Source organism: Candidatus Enterococcus wittei (assembly GCF_002140175.1).
GTDB classification, from domain to species: domain Bacteria; phylum Bacillota; class Bacilli; order Lactobacillales; family Enterococcaceae; genus Enterococcus_B; species Enterococcus_B wittei.
In genome coordinates, this window is the sequence record NZ_NGMO01000002.1 from 592858 (window position 1) to 611422 (window position 18565).

At 34.5% G+C, this 18565-nt stretch carries 15 protein-coding genes; 13 read left to right on the plus strand and 2 right to left on the minus strand.

Annotated elements, in window-relative coordinates; all coding sequences use genetic code 11:
• Positions 1 to 92: 92 nt before the first annotated feature.
• Together A5844_RS06980 and A5844_RS06985 are read left to right on the plus strand one after the other, a co-directional pair.
• Positions 93 to 926, plus strand: coding sequence for an endonuclease/exonuclease/phosphatase family protein (locus A5844_RS06980; RefSeq protein WP_086284482.1), 834 nt, complete (start codon positions 93 to 95; stop codon positions 924 to 926).
• A 994-nt stretch (positions 927 to 1920) separates the two neighbouring features.
• Positions 1921 to 2877, plus strand: coding sequence for an ETX/MTX2 family pore-forming toxin (locus A5844_RS06985; RefSeq protein ID WP_086284483.1), 957 nt, complete (start codon positions 1921 to 1923; stop codon positions 2875 to 2877).
• 785 nt (positions 2878 to 3662) lie between these two features.
• Here A5844_RS06985 and A5844_RS06990 read toward each other — a convergent pair.
• Entirely contained in the window at positions 3663 to 5381 is a 1719-nt protein-coding gene (locus tag A5844_RS06990; RefSeq protein ID WP_179190556.1) for a putative glycosyltransferase family protein, read from the minus strand.
• Positions 5382 to 6105: 724 nt separating this feature from the next.
• On the opposite strand from A5844_RS06990, the gene A5844_RS06995 reads away from it, so the two are divergent.
• Entirely contained in the window at positions 6106 to 7062 is a 957-nt protein-coding gene (locus A5844_RS06995) for an ETX/MTX2 family pore-forming toxin (RefSeq protein WP_086284483.1), read from the plus strand.
• Between the two features lie 785 nt (positions 7063 to 7847).
• Here A5844_RS06995 and A5844_RS07000 read toward each other — a convergent pair.
• Positions 7848 to 9566: a putative glycosyltransferase family protein gene (locus A5844_RS07000; RefSeq protein ID WP_179190556.1), complete on the minus strand. Its 1719-nt coding sequence runs from the start codon at positions 9564 to 9566 to the stop codon at positions 7848 to 7850.
• A gap of 150 nt (positions 9567 to 9716) precedes the next feature.
• Here A5844_RS07000 and A5844_RS07005 point away from each other — a divergent pair, with 150 nt between their 5' ends.
• The 10 genes from A5844_RS07005 (at position 9717) to A5844_RS07050 (ending at position 18524) form a co-directional block, all read left to right on the plus strand.
• Entirely contained in the window at positions 9717 to 10385 is a 669-nt protein-coding gene (locus tag A5844_RS07005) for a response regulator transcription factor (protein ID WP_086284485.1), read from the plus strand.
• A complete protein-coding gene (locus A5844_RS07010) occupies positions 10386 to 11429 on the plus strand; it encodes a HAMP domain-containing sensor histidine kinase (protein ID WP_086284486.1) in 1044 nt (347 codons plus the stop codon). It abuts the gene before it with no gap.
• Positions 11430 to 11696: 267 nt separating this feature from the next.
• Complete coding sequence (locus tag A5844_RS07015) at positions 11697 to 12014, plus strand: PadR family transcriptional regulator (RefSeq protein WP_086284487.1); 318 nt, start codon at positions 11697 to 11699, stop codon at positions 12012 to 12014.
• Positions 12007 to 12624 (plus strand): DUF1700 domain-containing protein, encoded by a 618-nt coding sequence (locus tag A5844_RS07020; RefSeq protein ID WP_086284488.1) that lies wholly within the window; start codon positions 12007 to 12009, stop codon positions 12622 to 12624. The genes A5844_RS07015 and A5844_RS07020 overlap by 8 nt, the downstream gene beginning before the upstream one ends.
• A gap of 2 nt (positions 12625 to 12626) precedes the next feature.
• Positions 12627 to 13496, plus strand: coding sequence for a DUF4097 family beta strand repeat-containing protein (locus tag A5844_RS07025; RefSeq protein WP_086284489.1), 870 nt, complete (start codon positions 12627 to 12629; stop codon positions 13494 to 13496).
• 272 nt (positions 13497 to 13768) lie between these two features.
• Positions 13769 to 14263: a DUF5348 domain-containing protein gene (locus A5844_RS07030; protein ID WP_086284490.1), complete on the plus strand. Its 495-nt coding sequence runs from the start codon at positions 13769 to 13771 to the stop codon at positions 14261 to 14263.
• A gap of 38 nt (positions 14264 to 14301) precedes the next feature.
• Positions 14302 to 15171, plus strand: coding sequence for an SPFH domain-containing protein (locus tag A5844_RS07035; protein WP_086284491.1), 870 nt, complete (start codon positions 14302 to 14304; stop codon positions 15169 to 15171).
• 409 nt (positions 15172 to 15580) lie between these two features.
• Positions 15581 to 15958: a YxeA family protein gene (locus tag A5844_RS07040; RefSeq protein WP_086284492.1), complete on the plus strand. Its 378-nt coding sequence runs from the start codon at positions 15581 to 15583 to the stop codon at positions 15956 to 15958.
• Positions 15951 to 16703, plus strand: a complete 753-nt coding sequence (locus A5844_RS07045) for an ABC transporter ATP-binding protein (RefSeq protein ID WP_086284493.1) — start codon at positions 15951 to 15953, stop codon at positions 16701 to 16703. Before A5844_RS07040 ends, A5844_RS07045 begins: the two co-directional genes overlap by 8 nt.
• Before the next feature lie 12 nt (positions 16704 to 16715).
• The gene (locus A5844_RS07050; protein ID WP_086284494.1) at positions 16716 to 18524 is read left to right on the plus strand and encodes an FtsX-like permease family protein; all 1809 of its coding nucleotides are present in this window, start codon (positions 16716 to 16718) and stop codon (positions 18522 to 18524) included.
• The last annotated feature ends 41 nt before the right edge of the window (positions 18525 to 18565 follow it).

The window sequence follows — 18565 nt, forward strand, 5'->3', positions numbered from 1 at the left end:
ACAGTGTGTCAGGAGGAAGCAATCTCCTTATCAAACACATGTTTCGCAACCTCTGATTGATTTATTTAGACGAGATGAAGTAGGAGAGACTTATGAAATTAATGACATTGAATACCCATAGTTGGCTTGAAACAGAGCCATTGGAAAAGTTAAAACAAATTGCTGGAAAAATAGTGAAAGAAAAATATGATGTAATTGCCTTACAAGAAGTCAATCAATTGATGGGATCTGAAACATTACTGACAGAAGAACTAGCTTTCTTTTGTCCAGTAGAAAATCAAACACCTATCCATGAAGACAACTTTGCCTATCAATTAGTCCAACTATTGGCAGAAGGTGGAGAAACTTATTATTGGAGTTGGGAAATGAGTCATATTGGCTATGATATTTACCAAGAGGGAAATGCGATTTTGTCAAAAACTCCTCTTAAAAGTCAAGCGGTACTGGTTTCAGAAACAAAAGAAAAAGAAAATTATCGGACTCGCAAGATGATCGTGGGTAAAACAACGATTGATGAACAACAGATTCAGATAATTGGTTGTCATTTTTCTTGGTGGAAAAGTGCAACATCAGGATTTGCTTATGAATGGCAAGAATTACAAAACTATTTAGCCTCTTCACGTGAACCTCTCTTTTTATTAGGTGACTTTAATCATCCAGAGGATAGTGAAGGCTATCAACTGATTGAAAAGAGTCAATGGCCCATCAAAGATGCATTTATTGCTGCAAAACAAAAAGCAGCAGCAGCCACCATTGAGAAAAAAATCGACGGTTGGGAAAATAATATCGAAGCCTTAAGGATTGATTATATCTATGTGCCATCCACTAGTGACGTCAAGGTTTATCAACGGATTTTTGATGGGGAGAACGAATCGATCGTGAGTGATCATTTTGGAGTAGAAGTAGAATTGATGTTAGTTATATAAAGAAATGCTTTTATCTTAACGTAAATCACTTCTTGCAAACTTGATTTTTTTTAATGAAGTTGAGTATAGAAAGATTCATTCGTAATCATAATTCACGAGATTTACTTTCTTTTGGATCGTTGTTAGGAAAAAGAAATGTGTTTTTATTTTCTTTAAACATGGGTGGATGAATTTTATATTTGTAATCAAATAAATACTATGAATGAATAGAATACTTAGTTCTAAAAGAGGAGAGATGAAAAATTAGTTTATATTAGTTTATTCTCACAGTAACGGATAATAGTAGGAGAGTTGATCTAAGCAAAAATTTGTTTAGGTTAATTCTTTTGGTTGTTTTTCTGACTAGTTGGGTTAGCTGATTAAATACTATGGAATGATTGACTCAAGAAGCAAATGATTACTTGGAGGATTCTTAAGACTAGGTTAATTGAATGATTCAAAATATATATTGAAAGCTAATACTAGGGCAATCAAATAAATGTTTTTTATGCCAATGGAAATACTTTGATAAAATATAGAAATCTACAATCTTTTTTTCTCCTAAGATACAGATTGAAATATAACTAATTTTTTTAAATTTATCGGTTTCACAACTGGATAGTACGATAATTATAGGATGTACCACCTAAGTTAGGTTAATAAGAAGCAATAGACGAAAAAGATTAAAAAACAAACATTTAGGAAATTTTTTTAGGGTGATAATATTATAAGTTATACTGAAAAAGTAAGAGAATCCCTATTTTGAGGATTATAAACAAGTTATTTTTTATTAATTATAGAAGACTTATAAAAATTTAAAAATAACAATAATTTTGTAGTTTGTAAATGATATAGTAATTATTCTACTCTTTCATTCGTTTACTTTACTAGTCACCAAGAGGGGACAATTGTATGGTTATGATTGGGTTTAGTAAAAAAAGATGGGATTTAACTACTCATGATATTGAATTTTCTTACACTAGTAACATATATTGATTGACTCAGGAGGAAAAGGATGAAAAAAGGGTTAAATAAAATGGGGGTCTATCTTTGTTCGGCACTAGGAATGTTTTCGTGCTTCACGGTTCTAACAAATGTAGAAGCTGCCGAACAAAAACCAATGGACGTAACAACAAGTGCAAGTAGTAGCAAAGCTATAAGTCAAACAATTATTGATCGGATATCGATAATGTCCTATGCGCTATCGTATCAAATGTATCATTGGGGAGATATCGAAGACTCTGAAAGCCTCTCTGGTAATGATTGCTTACCAAGAAATCTCGTGAGTGAAAATTATGCGGTAGGGCTCAATAATGATATGGATTCGGCCCACACATCAACAACAGTCAATTCAAGTATTTTTCATAATAATACAGATCAAGATCAAACATTTAGTACGCCTTCTTATACAGAGACGTATACCGACTCAATCACCACTTCCACTACTAATTCTGCTGGGGTGTCCACAACTACTAGTGTTGAAGTGGGATTACCACTGCTAGCTGGAGCAGATATGAGTGTAGAACTTAGATACGATTTTAGTTCTACTACATCCACCACAAAAGAAACTCAAAGAAGCTGGTCAGTTCCTGGACAGTCTATAAATGTTAAGCCAGGACATACCGTTGAGGTAAAATGGGTATTCTATACTGGGCAAGCATCAGGTTCAGTTGACTTGCAAGAAGTCATCAGTGCGGATGTTCCATATAAGAAAGATGCACAAGGTAAAATATATACCCATGGGTTAGGAGATGTGGTCGGGAATAAAGAGTTATTCTATGACAATTTCTGGAATCGTTATATTTCAGAAAGTAGAACAAACTGGAAGCGTATCGATTATAATTCAGCAGGGCACAAGATTGGTGCAGGTGTATATAACGCTGATTATGGTTCAGGGTTCGTTTTAGAAGCAAATGATAGAACAGCTGGTACGAAGGAAATCATTGCTGTTGGAAAATATCTAGGACAATAGTAGCTCTCACATACTTAAGTGGTTATTTTGTGTTAAACTCTGAAAAAATAAGTAGGAAACAAAAAAGATAGTTTTCTCTATTTTTTGAGATAAGGACTAATGACCAAAAGATAGTGTAACGAAAAAGGCACTCCGTTTTATAGATAGAGACGGTCGATGAAAAGATAGAAGCTAAAAAAGCATTTCACTGAGAAATGAAGCGACCCCAAAAAGTTAGATTTTTGATTTAGCTTTTTGGAGGGAACTACAAAATACAGTGGAATGCTTTTTTTAGTGAACAAAGATCTAGGGATTCATAAGATGAACAAAGAGATAGATCAAGTTGATAGCTATGAATAAAATAAATAGAGTTTTTCTGATCGTTGAATGCCTTACTACAAAATCCCTTCCTTTTTTGATTTTTAAAGCGAAGTATAATACCAAGAAAAGTAAGCAAACGATTAAGTTAAAGATTACTATGTAATTCATCCGGAAATTTGGTCTTAGTACGATAGAGTATGTAAGATGGTGACTATACTCTCAGTCAATAAGACGCCTCCTTTTTTATTATTGTCACTTATATTGTAAGCACACAATACTAAGAAAGTCTATAAGATAATTGTTTTGAATCTGTATAATTAAAAAGATAGAAAGCAAAAAATAGGTTGGCTTGATAGGTTACAGAAAATAAGTAGATGTTAAAAATGCGACTGTTCTTCAAAAAAATATCAAATGAAATAAGGTACTTAAAGTCACTCTAGGGCATAGAGCAACTTCAAGTACCATCAAGATAAATTCATTTGATTTTAATTGTTCAATCGTTCTTTCTTTATTTTAGGGCTAAATTTTTGATAGAGATAAATTCCTAAGAACGTAAGCCAGCCGATAATCGTTAGACCGACAACAAAGACGAAATACAATGGCAAATCGTAATATAAAATCACTTCATTAATTCCATTGTGTTGTTTGATGATTGGTGTACCAATATCGGTTAATTCATAATTCGTTAATTTTTGTCCATTTTGCATCAAGACGGTTCGATCATAGACAATTACTGGTACATGAACAGTGGCTTCGCCAGTATTTTTCCACTTGATACTTAAACGACCATCCGGATGTGATTTGATAAAGGTAGTTTCATTTTCTAAAATTTCTTCATTGTATCGATCATATTTATTTGCGGTTGTGTCTTCGTAGATCGGCAAATAGTCAGGGGTGGTCTTTTGGAAAACAAAAAGACTTTTTGACATATCTTTACTATAAAAAGTTTTTCTAGCCTCATCTGGAGTATCGAACAAATAAGTATGACGGCTGACAAAGGTTTCATTTTCCCATTTATCAAGATGCTTGTATAGATTTTGGATCGTTTGGACAGAACAAATCAGGATCAATAAGACACCCATCATTCGGAGTTCTTTTTTTCCTTCCCAACGATTGAGGACCAATGCTAAATAGAGTAAGAAAAGCAAAGTGAATGGTACAAAAAAACGAAATGGGAACTGGATCAAACTGACAAAGGGTACTTCTTTTTCTACGAGTGTTGTCCAAGGAATCAAACTGGTTGATAAAAGAAAAAAGACTAAACTAGTTCGTAACGCTAATTTTGAAAGTAAATCTTCATTTTTACGCCACATGATAAAAAGTAAAAAACCAGTGAATAAAACAATAGGAAAAATCTTCGGATAAGTCAGCCAATAACTTCCATCAAGGTTGATGGCTTTTTGGCTCATTTCTTTATTGATAAATGGTGGCAAGATTTTATTTCCACTATAAACAAGTGCCATGCCCACCCAAATATTGGCAGTCAACACGAAATAAAGCAAAATGGATTTTCCTAATTGTATAAGGGCTTTTCCCTTTTCTGTTTGTGTAAAGAAGTAATAACCATAGAAGGGAATGTACATTAAGACCAACATCACAGATGACAATAAATGGATTTGTGTCATCAATGCTATGGAAGCAGTCACTTTGAGAACAGGGAATTTTTTGTGAACGACAAAATCAACAATCGGGATCATACATAATGGATAAAAACACGTACCCCAACTGGTGAAGCCTTGATTGACTGCCCAATATTGGATCGAATAAGTAGTCATGAATAAAACAGAAATCGGTACACTGACCCAGTTACGGACATTGACATATTTTAAAAGGGTCAACATGGACCAGCCAGAAATCAAAAAGAGGATGAAGTTGGAAAGGATTTGATAATGGAACCAACTTCTCGCAACTAAAACAATTAGCCCTTGAAAATATGAAAATAAAGGTCCGTAAACGGCATTGACGATCCGTCCACTTTGTTGAAAACCATACATGGAAGGGAAATAATGGAAGTCTCCATGAAGGATTTGTTGTGCAGCATCATAAAAACGATTGTAGTGAAAGGGAGCATCTGCTCCGATAACCAATTTGTGGGTAAGGATATTTGGTAGAATAAAAATAATTGCGAAAATAAATATCACAAAATATGAGCCATATTTTTTCAATTTGCTAACTCCTTTTCTTAGAATAACTAAACTTATCATATAGGTTCTGTCTCTTATACACATCTAGATGTGTATAAGAGACAGGGTTAATTCTTTTGGTTGTTTTTCTGACTAGTTGGGTTAGCTGATTAAATACTATGGAATGATTGACTCAAGAAGCAAATGATTACTTGGAGGATTCTTAAGACTAGGTTAATTGAATGATTCAAAATATATATTGAAAGCTAATACTAGGGCAATCAAATAAATGTTTTTTATGCCAATGGAAATACTTTGATAAAATATAGAAATCTACAATCTTTTTTTCTCCTAAGATACAGATTGAAATATAACTAATTTTTTTAAATTTATCGGTTTCACAACTGGATAGTACGATAATTATAGGATGTACCACCTAAGTTAGGTTAATAAGAAGCAATAGACGAAAAAGATTAAAAAACAAACATTTAGGAAATTTTTTTAGGGTGATAATATTATAAGTTATACTGAAAAAGTAAGAGAATCCCTATTTTGAGGATTATAAACAAGTTATTTTTTATTAATTATAGAAGACTTATAAAAATTTAAAAATAACAATAATTTTGTAGTTTGTAAATGATATAGTAATTATTCTACTCTTTCATTCGTTTACTTTACTAGTCACCAAGAGGGGACAATTGTATGGTTATGATTGGGTTTAGTAAAAAAAGATGGGATTTAACTACTCATGATATTGAATTTTCTTACACTAGTAACATATATTGATTGACTCAGGAGGAAAAGGATGAAAAAAGGGTTAAATAAAATGGGGGTCTATCTTTGTTCGGCACTAGGAATGTTTTCGTGCTTCACGGTTCTAACAAATGTAGAAGCTGCCGAACAAAAACCAATGGACGTAACAACAAGTGCAAGTAGTAGCAAAGCTATAAGTCAAACAATTATTGATCGGATATCGATAATGTCCTATGCGCTATCGTATCAAATGTATCATTGGGGAGATATCGAAGACTCTGAAAGCCTCTCTGGTAATGATTGCTTACCAAGAAATCTCGTGAGTGAAAATTATGCGGTAGGGCTCAATAATGATATGGATTCGGCCCACACATCAACAACAGTCAATTCAAGTATTTTTCATAATAATACAGATCAAGATCAAACATTTAGTACGCCTTCTTATACAGAGACGTATACCGACTCAATCACCACTTCCACTACTAATTCTGCTGGGGTGTCCACAACTACTAGTGTTGAAGTGGGATTACCACTGCTAGCTGGAGCAGATATGAGTGTAGAACTTAGATACGATTTTAGTTCTACTACATCCACCACAAAAGAAACTCAAAGAAGCTGGTCAGTTCCTGGACAGTCTATAAATGTTAAGCCAGGACATACCGTTGAGGTAAAATGGGTATTCTATACTGGGCAAGCATCAGGTTCAGTTGACTTGCAAGAAGTCATCAGTGCGGATGTTCCATATAAGAAAGATGCACAAGGTAAAATATATACCCATGGGTTAGGAGATGTGGTCGGGAATAAAGAGTTATTCTATGACAATTTCTGGAATCGTTATATTTCAGAAAGTAGAACAAACTGGAAGCGTATCGATTATAATTCAGCAGGGCACAAGATTGGTGCAGGTGTATATAACGCTGATTATGGTTCAGGGTTCGTTTTAGAAGCAAATGATAGAACAGCTGGTACGAAGGAAATCATTGCTGTTGGAAAATATCTAGGACAATAGTAGCTCTCACATACTTAAGTGGTTATTTTGTGTTAAACTCTGAAAAAATAAGTAGGAAACAAAAAAGATAGTTTTCTCTATTTTTTGAGATAAGGACTAATGACCAAAAGATAGTGTAACGAAAAAGGCACTCCGTTTTATAGATAGAGACGGTCGATGAAAAGATAGAAGCTAAAAAAGCATTTCACTGAGAAATGAAGCGACCCCAAAAAGTTAGATTTTTGATTTAGCTTTTTGGAGGGAACTACAAAATACAGTGGAATGCTTTTTTTAGTGAACAAAGATCTAGGGATTCATAAGATGAACAAAGAGATAGATCAAGTTGATAGCTATGAATAAAATAAATAGAGTTTTTCTGATCGTTGAATGCCTTACTACAAAATCCCTTCCTTTTTTGATTTTTAAAGCGAAGTATAATACCAAGAAAAGTAAGCAAACGATTAAGTTAAAGATTACTATGTAATTCATCCGGAAATTTGGTCTTAGTACGATAGAGTATGTAAGATGGTGACTATACTCTCAGTCAATAAGACGCCTCCTTTTTTATTATTGTCACTTATATTGTAAGCACACAATACTAAGAAAGTCTATAAGATAATTGTTTTGAATCTGTATAATTAAAAAGATAGAAAGCAAAAAATAGGTTGGCTTGATAGGTTACAGAAAATAAGTAGATGTTAAAAATGCGACTGTTCTTCAAAAAAATATCAAATGAAATAAGGTACTTAAAGTCACTCTAGGGCATAGAGCAACTTCAAGTACCATCAAGATAAATTCATTTGATTTTAATTGTTCAATCGTTCTTTCTTTATTTTAGGGCTAAATTTTTGATAGAGATAAATTCCTAAGAACGTAAGCCAGCCGATAATCGTTAGACCGACAACAAAGACGAAATACAATGGCAAATCGTAATATAAAATCACTTCATTAATTCCATTGTGTTGTTTGATGATTGGTGTACCAATATCGGTTAATTCATAATTCGTTAATTTTTGTCCATTTTGCATCAAGACGGTTCGATCATAGACAATTACTGGTACATGAACAGTGGCTTCGCCAGTATTTTTCCACTTGATACTTAAACGACCATCCGGATGTGATTTGATAAAGGTAGTTTCATTTTCTAAAATTTCTTCATTGTATCGATCATATTTATTTGCGGTTGTGTCTTCGTAGATCGGCAAATAGTCAGGGGTGGTCTTTTGGAAAACAAAAAGACTTTTTGACATATCTTTACTATAAAAAGTTTTTCTAGCCTCATCTGGAGTATCGAACAAATAAGTATGACGGCTGACAAAGGTTTCATTTTCCCATTTATCAAGATGCTTGTATAGATTTTGGATCGTTTGGACAGAACAAATCAGGATCAATAAGACACCCATCATTCGGAGTTCTTTTTTTCCTTCCCAACGATTGAGGACCAATGCTAAATAGAGTAAGAAAAGCAAAGTGAATGGTACAAAAAAACGAAATGGGAACTGGATCAAACTGACAAAGGGTACTTCTTTTTCTACGAGTGTTGTCCAAGGAATCAAACTGGTTGATAAAAGAAAAAAGACTAAACTAGTTCGTAACGCTAATTTTGAAAGTAAATCTTCATTTTTACGCCACATGATAAAAAGTAAAAAACCAGTGAATAAAACAATAGGAAAAATCTTCGGATAAGTCAGCCAATAACTTCCATCAAGGTTGATGGCTTTTTGGCTCATTTCTTTATTGATAAATGGTGGCAAGATTTTATTTCCACTATAAACAAGTGCCATGCCCACCCAAATATTGGCAGTCAACACGAAATAAAGCAAAATGGATTTTCCTAATTGTATAAGGGCTTTTCCCTTTTCTGTTTGTGTAAAGAAGTAATAACCATAGAAGGGAATGTACATTAAGACCAACATCACAGATGACAATAAATGGATTTGTGTCATCAATGCTATGGAAGCAGTCACTTTGAGAACAGGGAATTTTTTGTGAACGACAAAATCAACAATCGGGATCATACATAATGGATAAAAACACGTACCCCAACTGGTGAAGCCTTGATTGACTGCCCAATATTGGATCGAATAAGTAGTCATGAATAAAACAGAAATCGGTACACTGACCCAGTTACGGACATTGACATATTTTAAAAGGGTCAACATGGACCAGCCAGAAATCAAAAAGAGGATGAAGTTGGAAAGGATTTGATAATGGAACCAACTTCTCGCAACTAAAACAATTAGCCCTTGAAAATATGAAAATAAAGGTCCGTAAACGGCATTGACGATCCGTCCACTTTGTTGAAAACCATACATGGAAGGGAAATAATGGAAGTCTCCATGAAGGATTTGTTGTGCAGCATCATAAAAACGATTGTAGTGAAAGGGAGCATCTGCTCCGATAACCAATTTGTGGGTAAGGATATTTGGTAGAATAAAAATAATTGCGAAAATAAATATCACAAAATATGAGCCATATTTTTTCAATTTGCTAACTCCTTTTCTTAGAATAACTAAACTTATCATATAGGTTAAAGAAAATAGAGGCAAGAAATTAGAGAAAATATGAAAATTACATGAAAATCATTGTGGATATTTCTTATACACATCTAGATGTGTATAAGAGACAGGAATATGAACAACTAAAAAAACAGAGATTGTTTAGGAGTAGGAAATATGAATCGAATATTAGTAGTAGAAGATGACGATCACTTGAAGTTACTGTATCAATCCATCTTAGAACGTGCGGGTTTTTCGATCGTTACCGTGACCAATGGAAAAGAAGCTTTGAAGAAATTAGAAACAATCAATGTTGACTTGATGATTACTGATTTGATGATGCCTTTGATGGATGGCTATGAATTGTTAGGGACTCTTAGAAATAGTGGAATCGACATTCCTGTGTTGATCATCACTGCGAGGGCAGATTTTGAAGATAAAAAGAAAGGATTTCAACTAGGAACTGATGATTACATGACAAAACCAGTGGATGTCAATGAAATGGTCTTGCGAGTCGAAGCGCTACTTAGACGAGCAAAAATCAATCATAGTCATCAGCTCGTCATTGGTACTACTTGTTTGAATCAAGAAACGTATGAAGTGATTGAAAATGGTCAAGGGGTGTTGCTCCCGCAAAAAGAGTTTCAGCTTTTGTATAAATTACTTTCATATCCCAATAAGATTTTTACTCGGCAACAATTGATGGATGATATCTGGGGATTGGATACGAATACAGAGGAGCGTACGATTGATGTACATATCAAACGTTTGAGATCTCGTTTTGCTGAAAATGATGATTTTCAAATCATGACGGTTCGAGGACTAGGCTATAAGGCGGTGATATAAATGCGAAAGAAAATTTTTTCACAGTTATGGATCTACTTTGCTAGTATCGTTTTTATCTCAATACTAGTCACCTTGCTTTGTTTCTTAGGTTTTATATTTTTATTGTCACACCAAGCAGTGCCACCTTCTGAACAGCACACCTTGTATCCATTAGTAGTATTTGCCGGATTTAGCATGATCGTAGGTACGGGGATCTCGATTTTCGTCGGGCGACGTATCTTACAGCCTATCAGTGACTTACGGAGGAATATGAGTAAAGTGGCTACTGGGGATTTTTCGATTCGGATGGATGAACAGCAAAAAGTAGAAGAAGTCCAACAACTCTATAAAGATTTTAATGTGATGGTACAAGAACTCAGTAGTATCGAAACGTTGAGAAATGATTTTGTTTCAAATGTCTCTCATGAATTTAAAACACCGCTTGCAACGATACAAGGGTACGTCCAGTTGTTACAAACACCGAATATCTCGGAAGAAGAAAGGCAAATTTTTTTGCAACGAATCATTGAAAGTATCACTCAGCTTTCACATTTGACAGAAAATACACTCAAACTAAACAAGTTGGAAAATCAGCGTATCCAGTTAGAGAAAAAATGGTTTCGCTTAGATGAGCAGATTCGTGAAGTCATCGTATTTTTGCAACCAAAATGGGAACAAGAACACCTTCAGTTAACGATTGAGCTTGATACCATCAACTATTTTGGTAATGAGGAATTTTTATATCAAGTCTGGTTGAATATTATGGATAATGCAATAAAGTACAACCAATCTTATGGAACAATTGATGTTCGCCTTACCCAAAATCACACACATGTTTTTTTGGAAGTCACAGATTCGGGTATTGGGATGGATAAAGAGACTCAAAAACGATTATTTGAAAAGTTTTATCAAGGAGAGACGAGTCGTCAATTTGTAGGAAATGGCTTAGGCTTATCCCTTGTCAAAAAGATAGTGGAACTACACAATGGAAAGATCAACTATAACAGTATCAAAGCAGTGGGAACAACAGTGATTATCCAGTTGGAAAAATTGGAATCGGAATAGAAACGTTGTGATCTTGGACGCTTTGAAATAGGGTTGATCAAGAGTTAAGATGACTTCTTTTAGAGAATAAGGTGGAGAAAGCGGAAATAGTTTTTCTATTTTCAGGTTCTTCGCCTTATTTCTTTTGCGTTTATGTAGTGCTTTTGCTTATTTATCTTTATAGAAAGAAGTCAATCATTATTCATACTTTTTTATTGCAAGTAATATTATATATGATATAATATTACTGAATTAAAAATATTGCACTATACAAAAGAAGGTGAAGTAATGCATATCCAAGTTCCGACTGTTTTACTTGATGGTACAGTTCTAGCGGCTTTGAGCAGAGAAGATATGTATGGTTACGCATTGACAAAAATTGTACAGGAAAGTTTATCTGTCAGTGAATCGACCATGTATCCAGTGTTGCGAAGATTAAAAAAAGAAGGCTTTTTAGACACATATGATGAACCATTTGAAGGAAGAAATCGCCGCTATTACCGTTTGACTCAAGAAGGACGTCGACAATTAGAAGAAATCATTGATGAATGGATCGTCTTTCGAGACTCCTTAAATCGATTACTGGAGGATAATACCCATGAATGAATACTTGAATGAATTAAACGACGAGCTTCGAGAAATTCCTGAAGATGATCGTTTTGACATTATCCAATATTACGAAGAATATTTTTTGGATGCTGATAAAACTGTAGATCAGGTTGTCGAAGAATATGGAACACCCAAACAATTTGCTTTGAAGTTGAAAATCAACTATTTTTCAGAACAAGATGATTCTGGGAAAATAGACGATCGACCAAATCCAAGACGACAAATTCGCTTGATTTGGATGATTGTTTTAGGTTTATTTGCGACTCCTTTATTGATTCCTTTAGCTTTAGCATTTATAGCAGTGATCATAGGAATTCTTGTGGCACTAGTGGCAGTGATCATCAGTATTTATGTTGTTTGCATCAGTATTTTAGGTGCGGGACTATTTTCAATGATTTCTGGAATTGCCGTTTTGAATCAGTCTCTTACTAGTGGATTATTTTTTGTTGGACTTGGATTATTAGCTACTGGAAGTGCGGTATTTTTCTCCCCATTGTTATTAAAGGGTACAAAGTGGCTATTTCAGATCATGATGAATTTTGTCAAATGGGTAGGAAGACGCTTTATTACGAAACGATCCATCCATACGACAAATAGCGGGGTGTAAACATGAAATTAAAATATATATTAGGAATCGGCTTAGGATTGATGATCGTTGGAGGGCTATTAGCTGGTGTGAGTTATGCGTTAGGGGCACAAACCAGTCTTACGTGGGAAAATGGACCTCGCATTATTGAAATGGTTCAAGAAACGAAGAAGATCTCTTCTGAGGAAAAGGTCAATAAGATCATTGTTCAAGCGGATAATCAATCCGTTACGATCAAACGTGGTCTCAACTTTTCAGTAGAAACTTCGTATGATAAAACAAAAAAGCCCAAAATTATAGTAGAAAATCAAACATTGACCGTTACAACGAATGGGCAGGCTCCTGCTGCAATGGTAGACTTCAATAGTCCTGAATCAGGACTGACAATCACGATCCCTCAAGATCTAGAGTTAGCTGAGCTGACAGTCGAAGGAAAGAATAGTTTCATCAACTTAGAAGAATTTACAAGTAAAAAAATCACTACAAATACTTACGGTGGTTCGATTTCATTCAATGATGTGAAGAGTGAACAATTAAAGGCTGACGATAAGTTAGGTAATATCAATTTAAATGAACTAACGATTGAGCAATTGGCGATTACAGCAAGTGACAGCAACATTTATTTCGATGATCAAAATGAAACAAAAGCTACAATTGCTCTAAATAATAGTCATCTAACCCTTCAAGATATGGAAAAGATCGGTTTAGATATTCAGTTAGACGGAGATTCTTACATCAACAAAAATGACGGAGAAACAGCAAGTACCTCTTTTAGCCAAGGAAACAAGAATATCAAGATCACAGGACAAAATAGTTCCGTTTACTTAGGGACAGAAGAAGAGTATGAGTTGAACGATGAATATAACGAATACGATTATGAAGAAGTTGAGTAAAAGTGAGTATCCCAAGTGTTTATAAGATATTTGAGGTAAGTGATCATTTGGAAGCAATAATGAAGGATTAGAATAAATTTTTTTCTTTGGTTTACTGCTAAATTATTTCCTTCTGGTGTCATGTATATTCGTTTTTTGAGCGACTGGGTCTCATTTTCTCAGTCGCTTTTTTCCTTCTCCTCGTCAAATTTGATCGCCTAACCTTTCATAATATAGTAAAATGAAAAGAGTGGGAAAGAAATACACATGCGGGGAAATAGGGGAGAAAATGGATGAAAATAGAGGAAGAAAAACGAGAAGCATTAAAAAATGAACTGGGGAAACTACATACTTTTCTTACGGATCTTAGCCAGAGTTATTACGATCCAGAAAAAGAAAGAGTAAAAATTGAATATCCAACGAATTCAGAAGGTCGTCAATTAGAACAAGTGTATAATGAAATATTCAGCCATTTGTTAAAGGTAAAAAAAGAGTTGGATTATTATGCTTTGCCGATTCTAGATACAGGGATCTTGAAATATGACGAAGAAAAAGAACGGTTTGTGTTCAAGTCAGTTCGTGAAAATATTGTCCTATCTGCGGGCATGGATTTAGAGATTTTAGTGGAAGATTATTTTACAGAAACGAAACAATGGGTGCGTACACGTCTGGAATATTTGCCGCAAGCTATCGGTGGTGTGCATCTAAATGGCTGGTATATCACGGAAGATAAGGAATTGGAATTAGAGGGAGCGCTAGCTAGGATTCGTAAAAAAACAATCGAGTGAAAATTGGTATCGAAAAATAAAAACTAGGAGCCTATGAAATGAAAGAAAAAAAAGCTTTTTATGTGAATGGGTATTTAGGTGTGATCGCCTTAGTCATATTAACGGCAATAGGAGCGTATAGTTTCTATTTAGGGATGTCTAGATTTATGGTTGGGCTTTCTGTAGTAGGTATCTTGTTATGGATGATAGTTATTTTACTGACAAGTGGTATTACAATTGTTAGCCCAAATCAAGCAAAAGTCATTTTATTTTTTGGACAGTATATAGGAACAATACGAGAAAGTGGTATGTTCATGACGGTTCCTTTGTCTCAAAAAATCAATCTCTCGTTAAAAGTACGAAATTTCAATAGTTCTGTTTTAAAGGTCAATGATTTAGATGGAAATCCTATCGAAATCTCGGCAGTTGTAGTTTTTAAAGTAGTGGATACTGCAAAAGCACTCTTTGATGTTGCCTATTACCAAGACTTTGTAGAAATTCAAAGTGAAACAGCTATCAGGCATATTGCGAGTCAATATCCATATGACACCTTTAACGATGAAGATCTAACTTTGAGAGGAAATACTACAGCTATTTCAGATGAACTAGCCAAAGAATTAGAAGATCGGTTATCAGTGGCTGGAGTGGAAGTCATCGAAACAAGACTGAATCATTTAGCTTATGCCACCGAGATTGCTAGTGCCATGTTGCAACGTCAACAAGCAAAAGCGATTCTTTCTGCAAGACAAACGATTGTCGAAGGTGCGGTGACTATGACGCAAATGGCATTGGAGCAAATCGAAGCCGGTCAAGAGATCACATTTACGGATGACCGAAAAGTGCAGTTGATCAATAACTTACTTGTGTCAATCATTACCGATAAAGGAACACAACCAATCATCAACACAGGTAGTGTGAAAGAAAAATAAAATGAAAAGAAGTATGACAGACTCGATGGGGAAATCGGGGAAGTCAGCTGCATTTTTTTGTTTGTTGCTCAGGTCCGTAGCTATTTGATAAACTTCATAAATGTTATTCAAGAAGTTGTTTTTTGATACTGAGATAAAAAGGTGTATCAGATGTATTTATGGTTTTTATCTTATTTTTTGGCTCAAAGCGTTTTTTACATCTATTCCTAACATATAGGAATAGGTGTTTTTTTGTTTTTCTACTTAATAAAGAGACGTAAAAGAATACATGAAGAGGATATTCACTGGTTTATTTGCTTGTTGTTAGGTCGAATGACAATATTGAAAGAAACTTGATAGTTGAATACAAGGCAGTTGTTGTTTTTCTTCTTTATAATGGCTTTATCAGAGTAAGAAAGAAGGAACGAAGATGAAAAAACTACTATTGGGATTGGGAGCTTTTTTGATTATTGCCTTTGGTGGTTATCGATTTGCTGAATACAAGATCATGGGAGGCGACCCTTACTATATTCAGATCACGACAGACGGTGAAAAGCAAATCGACAAAGCTGATAACGGACAAGAAATCATTAACTATCGATACGATTTGCCTGGTTATGATGAAAAAGGCAATGAGAAACAAATAGATTTTAATGGATTTCAAGATCGACCATTGAGAAAAAATGCCTATTTGAAAGTTATTTGGAATAAAAATAAAGGGGTCACTTCTTATGAAGAAGTAAAGGAAAAAGAAATCCCACAACCGGCCCAAAAAAAATTAAGTAAAGGAACGATCAATCATGGATAAAATTGTTGAAATCAATCAAGTAACAAAAATATATGGGAAAAGTAATGAAAAACAAACCCAAGCATTGAATGGGATTAGTTTCAGTGTGGAAAAAGGTGAATTTATTGGTATTATGGGTGCATCTGGTTCAGGAAAATCGACATTGTTGAATATTTTATCGACATTAGACAAACCAACAAGTGGAACGATTCAGATCAATCAAGAAGATGTAACAAAGTTAAAAGGAAATCAATTAGCTGATTTTCGCGCAAAAGAAATCGGGTTTATCTTCCAAGATTTCAACCTTTTGGAAAATTTAACTGCCCAAGAAAACATTGCTGTCCCACTTTCCTTACAAGGGGTAAAGCCTAAAATAATTAAGCAAAAAGTGCACCAGATTGCGGAACGTTTATCGATCACTCATATTTTAGATAGTTATCCAGCTAAAATTTCAGGTGGACAAAAGCAACGGGTAGCAGCTGCACGAGCATTAGTGACTCAACCCACCATTTTATTAGGAGATGAGCCGACCGGAGCATTAGATTCAAAAAGTGCCAAAGATTTGTTAGATACAATGGAAGAGTTGAATACAAAAGATCATGTGTCCATTCTATTAGTCACTCATGATGCCTTTTCAGCAAGCTATTGTCAGCGAATCTTATTTATTAAAGATGGGGTGATCCATCAAGGAGTCAAACGGAATGGACAAAGTCGTGAAGCTTTTTATCGGGAAATATTGACCATTCTAGGAAATCTGGAACAGTAAGGGGGGATTTAGATGCTTTGGAAATTATCGCTTACTGGAATCAAAAGCCGTTTAAGAGATTACGTGGTTTTATTTTCAGGATTAGTGATGGCGTCAGCCATTTTTTATATGTTTGAATCTATGGCAAGCAATAGTGAATTTTTGAAACACAATTCAACATTAGCTGCTACAGTTATGATTTTTAGATTTGGGACCGTTCTGTTAGGAATCATCACCTTTGTATATATTCTTTATGCTAATTCATTTTTGATGACCATGCGGCAAAAAGATTATGCGATGTTTATGATGTTAGGGGCAAAAGGTAGGAAAATCGCTCAAATGATTTTCTCGGAAACGTTGATTGTAGGAATCGTAGCTACATTTGTTGGTTCTGCTCTAGGGATAGGGTTGACAAAGATTGTCCATCAACTATTAGTGGCTCAATTGGATATCAAAATCTCACATTTTACACCATTCAATCTGCATGGGTTGTTGATTACATTATTGTTTTTTGTGATTTTATTCTTGCTTGCGGCATTCGTGAATGCATTTTCTATCGTGAAGAAACCAATATTAACACTGATTCGTGCTGACCAAACACCAGCAAAAATGAAGCAGCACAAGTTTTTATTTTTTCTGGAAGTCGTTTTGGGGATTGTATGTATCGGTCTAGGTTACTATATGATGGCAAATATCGAGAAGTATCAAATATTGTCAATCGTAGTCGCCTTAATTACGATCGTCCTTGGAACTTATTTTATTTTCCATTCTGTCATTATTTTTTTCATTTCTCTATTAAAGAAAAGTGAAAAAATCTCTCTAAAAAAATTGAATAATTTTACGCTATCTCAATTAAGTTTCCGAATTCGTGATTATACGCAAATGCTCTCCATGGTTGCGATGCTATTTGCTTTAGCGTTAGGCGCTTTAACAGTAGGATTAGGATTTAGAAATCAAATCTCAGAGTTGACCAATGCGGTTTCCAGGTATGATTTAGTATTGAATAATTCACAGATGGTGGATCAAGAAAAAGTAAAGAAACTCAATCCAGTGGTGAATGCTGTCTACAATCAAAAAGTAGATGAACAAACAATTTATTATAATTATAGTGACTTCGAAACAAATCCTTTCATCGTGACGGAGCAAATGACTGCTACTGAGAAAAAAGTGAAAAGTAAACAAGTAACTGCAGAAGAATTAGCTGCTCAACTTGAATATCAAGATGAATTGCGTAACTATGAACTACCTGAACAAAGAGGGAAAGTGATCAAATTATTACCACAAGAAGAATTTGAAAAATTAGATCTTCCACAAACCTCCTTACAGTTGATCCAAGTCAAGAACTTTACTGATAGTTTGGAACCAATTGGCGAGTTAGTCACTGAAAATAAAGCAAACAATGATTCGTTGAACAATGATGAACTGGATTTTTCTCAAAAATACAATTCGTATCAAATCATAAACAGTGTATTTTCAGGATTTGAATTCATGGGCTTCTTTTTAGGAATCGCCTTTTTGACGATGTTGGCTAGCTGTTTGATGTTCAAAATCCTTTCAGGAAGTAAAAGTGATATTATTCGTTATGATATGTTGGGAAAAATTGGTGCGCGACAAACGATCTTAAAACAATCGATTCGTCGGGAAATCGGTATTTTATTCTTAGCCCCAGGTATTCTAGGAGCTATCCATGTATTATTTGGGCTACAAATGTTCAAAGTCTTGATGACTGATCCATACCATGATTTGTGGATTCCATTCTTGATTTTCTTTGTTTTATATTTTATCTATTATGTGTTAACCACATGGTTATATACAAGTATCGTATTGAACAAAAAAGATTAGAGACCATTCAATGAAGTGAATGAGAAGAAGAAGCTGGATTG

What these genes read in the sequence shown, in the direction of transcription:
- A5844_RS07050 (WP_086284494.1), top strand. Translation starts at nt 16,716, where the DNA reads ATGCTTTGGAAATTATCGCTTACTGGAATCAAAAGCCGTTTAAGAGAT.
- A5844_RS06990 (WP_179190556.1), bottom strand. Translation starts at nt 5,381, where the DNA reads ATGATAAGTTTAGTTATTCTAAGAAAAGGAGTTAGCAAATTGAAAAAA.
- A5844_RS06980 (WP_086284482.1), top strand. Translation starts at nt 93, where the DNA reads ATGAAATTAATGACATTGAATACCCATAGTTGGCTTGAAACAGAGCCA.
- A5844_RS07040 (WP_086284492.1), top strand. Translation starts at nt 15,581, where the DNA reads ATGAAAAAACTACTATTGGGATTGGGAGCTTTTTTGATTATTGCCTTT.
- A5844_RS07035 (WP_086284491.1), top strand. Translation starts at nt 14,302, where the DNA reads ATGAAAGAAAAAAAAGCTTTTTATGTGAATGGGTATTTAGGTGTGATC.
- A5844_RS06985 (WP_086284483.1), top strand. Translation starts at nt 1,921, where the DNA reads ATGAAAAAAGGGTTAAATAAAATGGGGGTCTATCTTTGTTCGGCACTA.
- A5844_RS07045 (WP_086284493.1), top strand. Translation starts at nt 15,951, where the DNA reads ATGGATAAAATTGTTGAAATCAATCAAGTAACAAAAATATATGGGAAA.
- A5844_RS07015 (WP_086284487.1), top strand. Translation starts at nt 11,697, where the DNA reads ATGCATATCCAAGTTCCGACTGTTTTACTTGATGGTACAGTTCTAGCG.
- A5844_RS06995 (WP_086284483.1), top strand. Translation starts at nt 6,106, where the DNA reads ATGAAAAAAGGGTTAAATAAAATGGGGGTCTATCTTTGTTCGGCACTA.
- A5844_RS07020 (WP_086284488.1), top strand. Translation starts at nt 12,007, where the DNA reads ATGAATGAATACTTGAATGAATTAAACGACGAGCTTCGAGAAATTCCT.
- A5844_RS07030 (WP_086284490.1), top strand. Translation starts at nt 13,769, where the DNA reads ATGAAAATAGAGGAAGAAAAACGAGAAGCATTAAAAAATGAACTGGGG.
- A5844_RS07000 (WP_179190556.1), bottom strand. Translation starts at nt 9,566, where the DNA reads ATGATAAGTTTAGTTATTCTAAGAAAAGGAGTTAGCAAATTGAAAAAA.
- A5844_RS07005 (WP_086284485.1), top strand. Translation starts at nt 9,717, where the DNA reads ATGAATCGAATATTAGTAGTAGAAGATGACGATCACTTGAAGTTACTG.
- A5844_RS07025 (WP_086284489.1), top strand. Translation starts at nt 12,627, where the DNA reads ATGAAATTAAAATATATATTAGGAATCGGCTTAGGATTGATGATCGTT.
- A5844_RS07010 (WP_086284486.1), top strand. Translation starts at nt 10,386, where the DNA reads ATGCGAAAGAAAATTTTTTCACAGTTATGGATCTACTTTGCTAGTATC.